This window comes from Paraburkholderia sp. 2C (assembly GCF_054589215.1).
Map to the genome: position 1 here is coordinate 561,204 of NZ_BAAILL010000036.1, position 13,362 is coordinate 574,565.

12 protein-coding genes are annotated in these 13,362 nt (G+C 64.8%); 8 read left to right on the forward strand and 4 right to left on the reverse strand.

Going from position 1 to position 13,362, the window contains the following annotated elements; all coding sequences use genetic code 11:
• Positions 1-39: 39 nt before the first annotated feature.
• Both ACYPXD_RS15180 and ACYPXD_RS15185 read right to left on the reverse strand, forming a co-directional pair.
• Complete coding sequence (locus tag ACYPXD_RS15180; RefSeq protein ID WP_459712632.1) at positions 40-861, reverse strand: endonuclease/exonuclease/phosphatase family protein; 822 nt, start codon at positions 859-861, stop codon at positions 40-42.
• Entirely contained in the window at positions 858-3,089 is a 2,232-nt protein-coding gene (locus ACYPXD_RS15185) for a VTT domain-containing protein (RefSeq protein WP_459713338.1), read from the reverse strand. The genes ACYPXD_RS15180 and ACYPXD_RS15185 overlap by 4 nt, the downstream gene beginning before the upstream one ends.
• Positions 3,090-3,316: 227 nt before the next feature.
• Here ACYPXD_RS15185 and ACYPXD_RS15190 point away from each other — a divergent pair, with 227 nt between their 5' ends.
• Positions 3,317-3,559 carry a hypothetical protein gene (locus ACYPXD_RS15190; RefSeq protein ID WP_459712634.1) on the forward strand — a complete coding sequence of 81 codons (243 nt, stop codon included), beginning with the start codon at positions 3,317-3,319 and terminating at the stop codon, positions 3,557-3,559.
• Positions 3,560-3,667: 108 nt separating this feature from the next.
• Here the strand turns inward: ACYPXD_RS15190 and ACYPXD_RS15195 are convergent, their stop codons facing one another.
• Both ACYPXD_RS15195 and ACYPXD_RS15200 read right to left on the reverse strand, forming a co-directional pair.
• Entirely contained in the window at positions 3,668-5,074 is a 1,407-nt protein-coding gene (locus ACYPXD_RS15195) for an HlyD family secretion protein (protein WP_459712636.1), read from the reverse strand.
• A 63-nt stretch (positions 5,075-5,137) separates the two neighbouring features.
• The gene (locus ACYPXD_RS15200) at positions 5,138-5,467 is read right to left on the reverse strand and encodes a hypothetical protein (protein ID WP_459712638.1); all 330 of its coding nucleotides are present in this window, start codon (positions 5,465-5,467) and stop codon (positions 5,138-5,140) included.
• Positions 5,468-5,661: 194 nt separating this feature from the next.
• Between ACYPXD_RS15200 and ACYPXD_RS15205 the strand changes: the two genes are divergently transcribed.
• From ACYPXD_RS15205 to ACYPXD_RS15235, 7 genes are all read left to right on the forward strand, one after another.
• On the forward strand, positions 5,662-5,958 hold the full coding sequence (locus tag ACYPXD_RS15205; RefSeq protein ID WP_459712640.1) for a hypothetical protein: 297 nt from the start codon (positions 5,662-5,664) through the stop codon (positions 5,956-5,958).
• A gap of 75 nt (positions 5,959-6,033) precedes the next feature.
• On the forward strand, positions 6,034-6,204 hold the full coding sequence (locus ACYPXD_RS15210) for a hypothetical protein (protein WP_459712642.1): 171 nt from the start codon (positions 6,034-6,036) through the stop codon (positions 6,202-6,204).
• Positions 6,205-6,260: 56 nt separating this feature from the next.
• The gene (locus ACYPXD_RS15215; protein WP_459712644.1) at positions 6,261-7,046 is read left to right on the forward strand and encodes an SDR family oxidoreductase; all 786 of its coding nucleotides are present in this window, start codon (positions 6,261-6,263) and stop codon (positions 7,044-7,046) included.
• A 438-nt stretch (positions 7,047-7,484) separates the two neighbouring features.
• Positions 7,485-9,278, forward strand: a complete 1,794-nt coding sequence (locus ACYPXD_RS15220) for a thiamine pyrophosphate-requiring protein (RefSeq protein WP_459712646.1) — start codon at positions 7,485-7,487, stop codon at positions 9,276-9,278.
• Positions 9,279-9,563: 285 nt separating this feature from the next.
• Complete coding sequence (coxB, locus tag ACYPXD_RS15225) at positions 9,564-10,562, forward strand: cytochrome c oxidase subunit II (protein WP_459712648.1); 999 nt, start codon at positions 9,564-9,566, stop codon at positions 10,560-10,562.
• 58 nt (positions 10,563-10,620) lie between these two features.
• Positions 10,621-12,621 carry a cytochrome c oxidase subunit I gene (gene ctaD, locus ACYPXD_RS15230; protein ID WP_459712650.1) on the forward strand — a complete coding sequence of 667 codons (2,001 nt, stop codon included), beginning with the start codon at positions 10,621-10,623 and terminating at the stop codon, positions 12,619-12,621.
• Position 12,622: 1 nt separating this feature from the next.
• Positions 12,623-13,249 (forward strand): cytochrome c oxidase subunit 3, encoded by a 627-nt coding sequence (locus ACYPXD_RS15235; RefSeq protein WP_459712653.1) that lies wholly within the window; start codon positions 12,623-12,625, stop codon positions 13,247-13,249.
• Positions 13,250-13,362 lie beyond the last annotated feature (113 nt).

The window sequence follows — 13,362 nt, forward strand, 5'->3', positions numbered from 1 at the left end:
GTCGCACGCCCGATCGCGACGGCGCGCACCGCGTTGCCCTCACAACCGGATGCGCGCGACCAGCGGCAAATGGTCCGACGCGACGCGCGCCAGCGCGCTGCGATGCGCGTGCACGTCGATCAGCCGCTCGACCGGGTGCATCCAGATGCGGTCGAGCGAAAACACCGGCCACCGCGACGGAAACGTGCGCGGCGCGGGCGCCGCCCTGAAGTGCGTCACGAGCGCGCGCAACGGATACCCCCAGACGAACCATTCATTGATATCGCCGAGCAGGATCACGGGCAGCGCGGGCGTGTCGAACGCCGCGATCAGCGACGCGATCTGTGCGCGCCGCTCGCGCGCGGAAAGTCCGAGATGCGTCGCGACGATGCGCAGCGTGCCGGCCGTGCTCGCGATATCGACGTCGAGCGCGCCGCGCGCTTCACGCTTGCCGAACGACAGATTCAAGGTGCGCGTGCCGCGCACCGGCAAACGCGTGAGCACCGCGTTGCCGTAGCGGCGCTCGGGCGTATCGAGGGTCGGCCCGGCGATCGCGCGCATATCGGTTGCGTCGCGCAGCATCGGCAGCACATCAGGCGCGTCGCGGCCGCCAAGCGGCACTTCCTGCAGCGCGACGAGATCGGCGTCGAGTTCGGCGATCACGTCGGCGATGCGGCGCGGCATGTACACGCCGTCGCTGCCGATCGCGCCGTGAATGTTGTAGGTCGCGATGCGCAGCACGCGCGAGTCGGCCGTGCCGGATGCCAGCGACGCGGTCGCGGGCGCATCGCGCAGCGCCGGGTGGATCGACGGCGCATGCAAATCTTCGTTGAAGGGCGTATTCAATGGCGCGTTCGGATCCTTGTTCAGGGGCCCGCTCATGACCGGCGAGCGAAAAAGCGATGCAGCGCAATCGAGATCCCGACCAGCACCGCGCCGATTGCGCCGACCAGCAGAATGCCCGCCAGCGACGGATGATGGATCGCGGCGACCAGCTGCTGCGCGAACGTCGTCGCGAGCACGATGCCGGGCGCCATACCGATCGCGGTGCCCGCGAGATAGTCGCGAAAACCGATATGCGATGCACCGGCCACCAGATTGAGCAAGGTGAACGGCGCGATCGGCACGATCCGCGCGATGACGACGGCAACCAGGCCTTTCTTGCCGAGCTTTTCGCTGATGCGGTTGATGCGCGAACCGGCGAGGCGCCGCACCGCGTCGCGCCCGAGCGACGCACCCGCGTAGTAGGTGATGACCGCCGAGATCATCGTTCCGCTTAGCGCATACAGGCTGCCCGCCAGCGCGCCGAACACGAAGCCGCTGACGGCGATCAGCAAGGTGACCGGCACCGAAATGCTCGCGGCCAATGCATAGACCGCGACGATCGCAAACGGCCCGAGGCGCGAGCCGTGCAATTCATGCGCGGCGCGCACGAGCGCGGAAAAACTCAGCAGGTGACCCAGCGGCGTGAAGCGCCACAGCACCGCGAGCACGGCAACCGCGAGCGCGAAACTGCCGAGCACGAGCAGCCGGCCGCGCAGCGGGCGGCTTTCCGCCTCGGGCAGAAACTGGCGGACGAGTTCCTGCGGCGCGAGCGGCGCTTCGGGGTCGAACACGGACATCCGCGTGGTCAGCTCATCGGGTTCCGCGGGCGCGACTGGCTCCTGCGGCGCGAGCGTGCGCTCGCCATGCCGCAACGATGCGATCGCGGCATTCAGGCGCTGCGTCGCCAGTGCTTCGGCAACCGCTTCGGGCGTCGCGTCGAGGTGTTCGCCAAGCAGGCGATGGCGCACCGAGGCGATCATCGTCCTGATGCGCGGGTCGCCGCGCGCATCGAGCGCGATATTGCATTCGGTGTCGAGCACCATCGACCGGTTGTTCAGATTCGCGCTGCCGATCAACAGCAATTCGTCGTCGACCGTCATCAGCTTGCTGTGCACGTTGATGAACTGGTCGTGCGTGAAACCGCCCGCAGTCGGCGCGTACATCGCATAGCGGCCGTGGTGGTCGGCCTGCTTCATCAGCATATGCAGCCGCGCGCGCATTACGCCCATCGTCGCATGCTGCAGCCAGCCGGTTTGCCGCTCGGGGCCGACCACCGCAATGTCGGGGCCGTCGGGTTGCGCGAGACGTGCCGCCAGCGCGGCGCCGATGCGGCTCGCGGTGAAATACTGGTTCTCGATGTAGATGCTCTCGCGTGCGCGCGCGATCGCGTCGATGTACATCTGCTGGATCTGCTGCACGGCGGGGCGGCCGTCGTACTCGGGTTCGGTCAGGGCAATGCCGAGTTCGACGTCTTCGATATCGGCGTGCACGTGCTCGGGCCACGGATCGGTATGAGCGGCGGCGTGACCTGTGCCGGCTGCCTCCGCCGTATTCGGCGGCAGCTCGACGTGCCGCGCCGACGCACGGCGCCATCGTTCGCGCACGAGTTCGCCAAGCGCGGCGGCGGCCGCGCCGTCGAACATCGCCTGCACGTCGTGCATCGGCTGATAGGGCGCCGCATTCGCGTTGCGGCGCAGCGGCGCCTGCGGATGATGCTCGGGCGTATCCCAGCGCGAGCCGGTCAGATCGATGCCGCCCGCGAATGCGACACGGTCGTCGATCACGACGAGTTTCTGATGATGCGAGGCGCCCAGCGGATGGCGCCCGTCTAGCTGAAAGCGCACGCGCCGATGCGTGCGCCAGCCGAGCTTATAGACGGGCAACCACTCGCGCTCGAATGCATAGAGCATTGCGAAATCCCACGCGAGCACATAGATGCGCAGATGCCGTTCTTTTTCGACGAGCGCACATAGAAAATCGGCGAGACCGGCGGGCAGGTTATCGCGCAGACCGCCGCGCGCGCCTTCGGGCGTCAGCTCGAGACGGCTGTCGATATCCCAGCCGACGATGAAAATCGTGTCGCGGGCGCGCGCCATGGCCGCACGCAATGCATCGAAATAGTCCGCCGCATCGATCAGCACGCGCAGGCGCTTCGAGCGTCGCAGCCATGCGCACGTGCGGCCTTCCTGCAACCACGCGTCGTGTTGCGTGGGCCGGTCGGCTTCGTTACCGGTTGCGGCGCTATGGGCCGGTGGATCGTCTGCGATGGGGTGATCCTCGCGCATCGTCATGGTGAGAGGGGCGCTGCTTCATGTTTGAGTAACTGTCTGAGCGCTAAGCACAGGTTGTGCCGCGCCCGCGGCGGCCTATTCGCGACATGGCGCCGGGTACGGCGTATGCTGGGGATCCGCGCTGGTCCGCGCTGGTCCGCGCTGGTCCGCGCAATCGGCCTGCCTGCTGAGCTGCGGTTGGTCTGCTTATCGAACCGCTCGACCTGAAATGGAGAACGCAGATGACCCAATACGAAATGCAGGTCTTGCAGGCGGACATCCGCATGCTGCCGGTTACCGGCGACGACCCGATCGAGTACTTCCCGGGCACCGGGCCGAACGCCAAGGCGTACGCGGTACTGCACACGAATTCGCTGGCCGAACTCGCCGGTTGGCGCGAGGTGCTGCAGGCGAGCGGCCGGCCGCACCGGCTTGTGAACCGCGCCTGCGACTACCGGCAGGAAGTGAACGATCCCGACTGGTGAGCGCGGGCGAGGGCGAAGTACTCAGGTCACTGCGGGACACCTCGCGGCGCCCGGGGTCTAACCCGGGTCTAACCCGGGTCTAACCTGCACCCGGGGTCTCACCTCGCGTCACTTCAGATACACCTTCGGCGTCACCGAAAGCCCATACGGCAGCGGACGATCGGTCGGCATGCCGCTGTCGATCAGGATCTTTACCGGTACGCGTTGCACGATTTTCACGAAGTTGCCGGTGGCGTTTTCCGCCGGGAATGCCGAGAAGCGCGAGCCGCTGCCGAGCTGGATGCTATCCACGTGTCCATGCAGTTCGAGGTCCGGGTACGCGTCGACGTCCACCTTCACCTTGTCGCCGGGGCGCATGCGCGTCAGTTGCGACTCCTTGAAATTCGCGGTCACCCAGACTTGCGGCGTGACGATCGAAAAGAGCGACGTGCCGGCCTGCAGGAAGCTGCCGTATTGCACGTTGCGCCGCGTGATCCAGCCGTCGGACGGGGCGCGGATCTCGCAGTACGACAGATTCAGTTCCGCCTGTTCCAGTTGCGCGCGCGCCTGCTCGACCTGCTGCTGCCGCTCGGCCACAGTGGCCTGTGTCTGACGGATCTGCTGCGGCACGAGGCTTGCCGTCTGCAACTGCGCGCGCGCTTCCTGCACGCTCGCGCTGGCGTTCTGCTGCTGCGCGTTGGCCGCATCGATATTCTGCTGCGACGTCGCGCGGACATCGACCGAATGCTGCCGGTCGTAGGCGGCCTGCGCCTGCGTAAGGTTGGCCTGCGCGGATCTGACCTGCGCCTTCGCCTGCTGGTACTGCGCCGGATACTGGACGCGCGCGATATCGAGCTGCACCTGCGCAGCTTGCAACTGCGCCTGGGCGAGGCCCAAGGCCGCCTTCGCCTGATCGACCTGCGCAATGTAGTCGCGTTTGTCGATCACGACGAGCAGATCGCCTTTGTGCACATGAGTGTTGTCGTCTACCGCAAGTGTTACGACATAGCCCGACACTTTCGGCGCGATGGTGATCGCGTTGCCGTCGGTATAGGCGTCGTCGGTGGTGATCTGATTGCGCGTGGCAAACGCCCAGATGCCGCCCGCGACCATCAGCAGCAGCACAAGGCCGGCGAGAATGTAGAGCGGCTTGCGGCTGTGCGGCTTTTTCTCTTCGCCGTCGCCGTCCTTGCCGCCGCTGTCGTCGTCGCGGTCGCTGTCTTTGGCGTCGTCACGGTCGCTCTCTGTTCCGGCGTGCGCGCCGCTGCCTTCGCCGCCGGCTTCGGTATGGTCTTTAGCGCTGTGTTTAGCGCTGTCTTTTGCGCTGTCTTTTGCGTTCCCGTCTTTGCCGTCGTCGTGCTGCGAGGCTTCGTCGCGGCCGCCGTCGCGATCGCCACGATCGCCACGATCGTGGCGGTCTTCATCGCCGCTGCCGTGCGACGCTCGATCGCCGCCGTGCGCACGACCAGCGGTCTCGCTGTACTCGCCGCGAAGCTTGTCACGCACGCCCGGCGTTTGCGCCGGACTTTCAGTCATGTTGTACCGCACGTTTGTTCAGGTCATCGAGGTCGTCAAGGCCGTGGCCGCCGCTGAAGTGCATCACGGGTTGCCGCCTTTGTCCGAAGCCGGACGCGGGCGTGCTGCGTTGTCCCTGTTTTTTGCCTTGTCATTGTCTTTCGCATCGTCGGCAGACGGTGACGGATCGATACGCGTCGTGCCGCCCGTGGCGGGCGGATCGCTGGCGGGGAAGGTGTCTTCCACCGCTTCGTCGATTTTCTTTTCCGAGCGTTCCGAATGCGGATGCTTTTCGTCGTGGCGCTTCGGCGCCGATGAACCGGACGCGGCGAGCACAACAGAACCGGAATACAGCACGCGCACGCGCGGATGGACGCCGTGCGGTTTGTTGCGGGGCATTTCGTGAGCGAGCATGAAATTCTCCGTGAATTGAACCGTAGCAAACGGCTCAGCAAGGAGCGTTCCGCGTCGGTCTGTCCCGCTCGGTTCGCTTTAGTTCGCCTGGTTCGCTTTAGTTCGCTTTAGTTGCTTTGGTCGGCTTTGGTCCGCTTGTTGCTGCGTTGCTGGTTGCTGCGTTTCAAGCAAGCGGCCTCAAGGAGGGAGAAACAATGGCACCGAACCAGAATCGCGACGGCAACCAGCCGTCGCAAGACGCTCGCGATTCTCGCGATTCTCGCGATTCTCACGACTCTCATCGCGATGCGCGCAATCGACGCGAGCCCGGCAGCACCGGCACACCGTCCGAACCCACCGAAGCCATGAAGCAAGCGAACCCGCCGCGCGCCAACGTGCATCCCGAGCAAACAGCCGAAGTACCGCACGGCACCGGCAACCATCCCGAGCCGCCGGGCGGCGGCGGTCGTCCGTCGCAGCGCAAGCGCTCCGACAATACGCGCAAGCCGTAACGCAATACCGTCGTGCGATCGCGCGGTGCAATTGCGCGGTGGGATCGCGCAGTGCAACCGAACATGGAGGACATCATGGAATCCGATCAACCCCCCCTTTCGCCGGGCGACGAAGGACCGCCCGATGCACCCGGCGTAGGCGAGGACGTGTGCGCCGTCTGTGAGGGCACCGGCATGGTCGAAGGCGAGCGCTGCGAAGTCTGCGGCGGCACCGGCAAGGTGCTGCAAGGCATCGGCGGCGGTTGATTGAACCAACGTATTCAGGCGCGTCAAAGGCGCGAATTTTTCAGCGGAGGAACCGAATGAACCTGCAAAACAAGACCGCGTTTGTGACGGGCGCGGGGTCGGGCATCGGCAAGGCGAGCGCACTGCATCTCGCTGCAGCCGGCGCCAAAGTGATCGTGCACGCGCATAAGGACGACGAGACACGCGCGACGGTCGACCAGATCGTGAAGCAAGGCGGCGACGCCTTTGGCTTTGCCGCCGACATTCGCGACGACCTCGGCTTCGGCCAGGCACTCGACCGCGCGATTTCGCAAAGCGGCAGGCTCGATATCGTCGTCGCGAACGCGGGCATCAACGGCGTGTGGGCGCCGATCGACGAACTGAAGCCGGCCGAATGGGACAACACGATCAACACGAACCTGCGCGGCGCCTATATGACGCTGCATCTGACCGTACCGCACCTGAAGCGCGCGGGCGGCGGGTCGGTCGTGATCATTTCGTCGATCAACGGCACGCGCATGTTCAGTCACGGCGGCGCGTCCGCGTATTCGACGACCAAAGCCGGTTTGCTCGCGCTTGGCCAGATGACGGCGCTCGAACTCGCGAAGCACAGGATTCGCGTGAATGTGATCTGTCCAGGAAAAATCGACACCGAGATCGACGAGAACACCCAGACTCGCTCGGCAGCCGAAGCGTCGGAAGCCGCCGAATATCCGCAAGGCAAGATTCCGCTAACCGACGGTAAGGCCGGCAGCAGCGACGATATTGCGGAAATGGTTGTCTATCTCTCTTCGGACCGGGCACGGTTTATCACGGGCACACCGGTGTGGATCGACGGCGGGCAATCCTTGCTGGTCGGCTAGGCATACCGGATGACGTGCGGCGCGCCGGTGGACGTCGCACGTGAAGCGGCGCGAGTACGCGTCGTGCTGCAGTTGAGCAGCAGTCGCGCAGCAGTCGCACATCAGTCGCACATCAGTCGCACATCAGTCGCGCATCAGTCGGGTCGCGCGGCGGCGTATGGCCTATATCGCGTTCCTGCTTCCCGGCTTTGGCGGTCCCGTGGCCATCGCCAAAGTAGCGTAGTACCAGACCCTTCGCTCGTCAGATCGCGCTCGATCGCGCTCACGGTCGCCTCGATGCGGATCTTCGGCAGGCAGAAAGCCGAACAGCGGCAATAGCAGCAGAGTCGCGTCGAGCCGCTCGCCGCCGTACGAACTTCGGGAACGCGATGACGAGCTTCAAGACACGCCGGACACGCGCGACGCGTCCGGCACAACTTCTCTTCCGCAGGAGGCTGTATGGCAAAGACAGTGGGCGACTTTATCGTCGACAGGCTGCATCACTGGGGTATCACACGGATGTTCGGCTACCCGGGCGACGGCATCAACGGCGTGTTCGGCGCATTGAATCGCGCGGAAGGAAAGATCGAGTTCGTGCAGACGCGTCATGAGGAAATGGCCGCTTTCATGGCCAGCGCGCATGCGAAGTTCACAGGTGAACTCGGCGTGTGCATCGCGACCTCGGGGCCGGGCGCCACGCATTTGATCACCGGCCTCTACGACGCGCGCATGGACCATATGCCGGTGCTGGCGATCGTCGGTCAGCAGGCGCGCGCGGGCCTCGGTTCGCATTATCAGCAGGAGCTCGATCTGGCCTCGATGTTCAAGGATGTCGCGGGCTCGTATGTGCAGCAGGCGAGTGTGCCTGCTCAGGTGCGTCATATGGTCGACCGCGCGATACGGATCGCGCTCGCCGAGCGGCGTGTCACCGCGGTGATTCTGCCGAACGATCTGCAGGACCTCGAATACGAACCGCCCGCGCGCAAGCACGGCACCGCGCATTCGGGCATCGGCTACGAGCGGCCGAACGTCGTGCCGACGCAGGACCAGCTGCAACGCGCAGCCGAAGTGCTCAATGCGGGCCACAAGGTCGCGATTCTCGTCGGCGCGGGCGCGTTGAACGCCACCGATGAAGTCATCGAAGTCGCCAACCGGCTCGGCGCGGGCGTCGCGAAGGCGTTGCTCGGCAAAGCCGCGTTGCCCGACGATCTGCCGTGGGTGACGGGCTCGATCGGTCTGCTCGGCACGAAGCCGAGCTACGAAATGATGAACACCTGCGACACGCTGCTGATGATCGGCTCGGGTTTTCCGTATTCGGAATTCCTGCCGAAAGAAGGCGATGCGCGCGGTGTGCAGATCGATATCAAGGCCGATATGCTGAGCCTGCGGTATCCGATGGAAGTGAATCTCGTCGGTGACAGCGCGCAGACCTTGCGCGCGCTGCTGCCGCTTCTGAAAGAGAAAACGAGCGACGCATGGCGTTCGCGGATCGAGCGGTGGACCTCGCGCTGGTGGGAAACACTCGACGAACGCGCGCATCAGCCGACCGAAAACGGCGTGAATCCGCAGCGCGCTTTCACCGAACTGTCGCCACGCCTGCCCGACTACGTGATCCTGACGAGCGACTCCGGCTCGTGCGCGAACTGGTACGCGCGTGATCTGAAGATCCGGCGCGGCATGATGGCGTCGCTATCGGGCGGCCTCGCGTCGATGGGTGCGGCCGTGCCGTATGCGATTGCCGCGAAGTTCGCTTATCCGGGCCGCCCTGTGATTGCGATGGTCGGCGACGGCGCGATGCAGATGAACAATATGGCCGAGCTGATTACGGTGTCGAAATACTGGAAGCAGTGGGCCGATCCGCGCTGGATCTGCATGGTGCTCAATAACGAAGACCTGAACCAGGTCACCTGGGAGCAGCGCGTGATGAACGGCGATCCGAAGTTCAACGCCTCGCAGCAGATTCCGGATGTGCCGTATCACCGCTTCGCGGAATTAATCGGGCTGACCGGCATTTTTGTCGACAAGGCCGAGCAGCTGGCCGATGCGTGGGAAACGGCGCTCGCCGCGAAGCGGCCGGTCGTGCTGGAGGTGAAGTGCGATCCCGAAGTGCCGCCGCTGCCGCCGCATGTCACATTGCCGCAAGCCAAAGCCTTTGCGCGCACGCTGATGGAAGGCGATCCGAAGGAGGGCAGCGTGATTGCGAATACCGCGCGGCAGGTGCTGGGCGCTGTCATTCCGGGAGGGAAGGATTGATGGATGGCGCGGCTAGCGCGTACGCAAGCCCGATGGCAGGCAAGTCGCGAGGTCACCTCGGCTGCCGCAGATAAATGTCCCGTTGGGACGTCCATCGTACTAAACCCCGAGGAGCGGCGCGCGTTCCGCGAGTCCTGCCTTTGCGCGATCCGGCCGGTCGGGTCCGCTTGAGTCCGCTGCTCGGGTCCGCTGCTTGAGTCCGATTCTTGCTGCGCATCTGTTGGCCGACCGGTCGCGCGTGACGCGCTCGATTCAGGCATCGAACCTTGAGGGGAGGGCGGGCGGATGCAATGGAAGCTCGAAGCGATTCATACGCACGCCGCACCCCTCGACTATTTCCTGCATGCGGCGGGTCCCGCTGCCGGGCCGACGATGCGGCTTGGCTGGGCGCTCGCCGCGCTGTCGATGGCCGTGATCGTGGTCGTCGCGCTGTTGCTGGCCGTGGCGATTGCGCGTCGTCGCCGCATCGAAGCGGATCACGCGGGCCCGACCATCGTGCGAGGCGAGAAAACCGGCATGCGGTGGGTCTACCTCGGCACCGGCATTTCGTCGGTGTTCCTGATTGCCGCGCTCGCGTACACGCTGGTCACGCTCAATTCGGTCGCGGCGCCGCCGCATGCGCCTTCGCTGACCTTGACCGTCACCGCCTACGACTGGTGGTGGAAAGTCGAATACAGCGATGCCGACGGCGGCCCCGCGCTGGTCACCGCGAACGAAATTCATATCCCCGTCGACGAGCCCGTGAAAATCGTGCTGAAGAGCGCCGACGTGGTCCATGCGTTCTGGGTGCCGCAACTTGCGGGCAAGACGCAGACCATTCCAGGGCAGATCAACGAACAGTGGATTCAAGCGGATGCGCCCGGCGTCTATCGCGGGCAATGCTCGCAGTTTTGCGGCGCGCAGCACGCGCATATGGCGTTCGAAGTCGTCGCGCAGGCGCGCACCGGCTTCGATGCCTGGCGCGGCGCGCAGGCGCTGCCTGCCGCGCCCGTGTCGGCGAACGCCAACACGCTGGCGGCGCATGGCCGCGCGCTTTTCCTCGATCGGTGCGCAGGCTGCCATACGGTGCGCGGTACCGATGCGAACGGCGCGCAGGCACCCGATCTCACGCATCTCGATTCGCGTCGCCTGATCGCAGCCGGCACGATGACCAACACGCCCGCGCATCAGCTCGACTGGATCGCCCACGCGCAGCGGATCAAGCCCGATTCGCTGATGCCAGGCATTGCGTTGACGGCGGACGAGGCAGCCGCATTGTCCACCTACCTCGCGACGCTGCATTGAACATGCGCATGGCACCGCATCGAACACGCTGAACGACTGAAACGAACACGGAACCGAGATGGCCGACACGACGACATCCTCTTCGACGCGCGTAGCGCCGCTCGAAAGAACGCTGCAACGCGGTGTCGTCGCGCGCGGCAGCCCGGCCGAGACGCAGCTGCGCGAGTGGTGGGAAACACCGCCCGGCTGGCGCGGCTGGCTATCGACGGTCGACCACAAGCGCATCGGCATGCGTTATCTGGTCACGGCGTTTGTCTTCCTGATCCTCGGCGGCCTCGAAGCGCTGATCATGCGGGTCCAGCTCGCGCGGCCGAATGCGACGCTGCTCACGCCCGAACAGTACAACCAGATCTTCACGATGCACGGCATGACGATGATCTTTCTGTACGCGCTGCCCGTGCTGTCCGGTTTCTCGAACTATCTGTGGCCGCTAGTACTCGGCGCGCGCGATATGGCGTTTCCGCGCCTCAATGCGCTTTCGTACTGGGTGTTTCTGTTCGCCGCGATTTTTCTGTACGCGAGTTTCCCGCTCGGCGAAGCGCCGAACGCGGGCTGGTTCAATTACGTGCCCTTATCGGGCCTCGAATACGACAGCGGGCCGAATATCGATGTCTACGCGCTCGGCATGGTGCTGCTCGGCATGTCGACGACGGTCGGCGCCGTGAACTTCGTCGTGACCTTGCTGCGCATGCGCGCGCCGGGCATGTCGCTCGATCGCGTTCCGGTACTCGTGTGGGGCACGATGACGGCATCGTGCGGCAACCTCGCCGCGGTGCCGTCGGTGAGCCTGGCGTTTTTCCTGCTGTGGATGGACCGGCGCATCGGCACACATTTCTTCGATGTCGCGAACGGCGGGCGTGCGTTGCTCTGGCAGCATCTGTTCTGGATCTTCGCGCACCCGTGGGTCTATGTGGTGGTGCTGCCCGCGATGGGCATCGTCTCCGATGCATTGCCCGTGTTCTGCAGGCGGCCGCTGGTCGGCTACGGGCCGGTCGCGTTCTCGACGATCGCGACCATGCTGATTGGTTTCGTCGTATGGATTCACCATATGTTCGCGACCGGCCTGCCGGCGCTCGCGCTGTCGTTCTTCGGCGCGGCGAGCATGGCGATCGCGGTGCCGAGCGCGATCGCAACGTTCGCGTGGATCGCCACGATCTGGCTCGGACGGCCGGTGTTTCGCGTGCCGTTCTATTACTTCGCGGGCTTCGTGCTGCTGTTCGTGATCGGCGGCGTATCGGGTGTGATGACGGCCGCGGTGCCGTTCGACTGGCAGCTCACCGACACGTATTTCGTCGTCGCGCATCTGCATTACGTGCTGCTCGGCATCAACGTGTTTCCGGTGATCGGCGGCGTGTACTTCTGGTTTCCGAAATTCACGGGGCGCATGATGAGCGAGCGCATCGGCAAGTTCGCGTTCTGGGTCATGTTTATCGGCTTTAACGTCGCGTTCTTTCCGATGCATATCGCAGGGCTGCTCGGCATGCCGCGCCGCATCTATACGTATGCGCCGGATATGGGCTGGAACACGGTGAATCTGATTACCTCGATCGGTTCGTTCGTGCTCGCGTTCGGCATCCTGATTTTCCTCTGCGACCTGTTTTACAGCTTGCGGCGCGGTACGCCCGCCGGCAATAACCCATGGGATGCGGGCACACTCGAATGGTCGACGGCTTCGCCGCCGCCGCCGTACAACTTCGCGGTCGTACCGACCATCGCGAGCCGCCATCCGCTGTGGGAAGGGCGCATCGAAGAGGAAGAGCAGAACGGCAACCGTTCGTCGCTCGCGGAAGGCTACCTGCTCGATCATGGCCGCGAAGCGCTCGGTACGACGGCGCTCGAAGCGCGGCCCGACGTGATTCTGAAAATGCCCGAAGACTCGTATACGCCGTTCGCCCTGGGCGTGTTTTCGGCGCTGTTTTTCGCGGGGCTGGCGATGCAGACGTGGTGGTTTGCCGCGGCGATGCTGCTCGGCTGCGCCGTGTCGATCGTCGTGTGGCTGTGGCCCGAGCGCGGCCTGATCCAGCGCGAGCCGCGGCGCGTGCACGATGTGGGGAGCTGACATGAGCGACACGTTGCACGAAGACGCCGGCCGCGAGCAACTGCGTCTACCCGTGGGCAGCGCGGGCGAGCGCTCGGGCGGCTGGTTCGGTTGCCTCGCGTTGATCGTCACCGAAGGGTCGCTGTTCGGCTATCTGATCTTCTCGTATCTGTATCTCGCCTCGCAAAGCGGCCGGATGTGGCCGCCCGAAGGTTTGCCGAAGCTCGGCCTGGGCGGCGCCAACACCGTCATTCTGCTAACGAGCAGTGTCTTCGTGATGCTCTGCGAGCGCTGCGTGAAGCGGCGCCGCATACGCTGGGCCGTGGCATCGATGGCCGCCGCACTCGTGCTGGGCGTGATTTTCGTCGGCATCCAGCTCAAGGAGTGGCAAGACCATCCGTATGGCCTGACCTCGAATTTATACGGCTCGCTGTATTTCACGATGACGGGCTTTCATATGGCGCACGTGCTGGTCGGGCTCGTCGTGCTCGCGCTGCTCTTGCTGTGGACCGCGCTCGGTTATTTCGACGAGAAGCGCTGTCTTGCGCTGACGATCGGCGGACTGTACTGGCACTTCGTCGATCTTGTATGGCTCTTTATTTTCTCGACGATCTATCTGTCGCCGTATGTGTTGAGGGCGCGCACATGAGCGATCGGCGTGCACAGACACAGCGGCAACCGCAAACACACACACAAACACAAACACAACCGCGGCCGCGGCCGCGGCAGACCGGCGGCGCGCCGCAGTTTCATCCGTGGCGG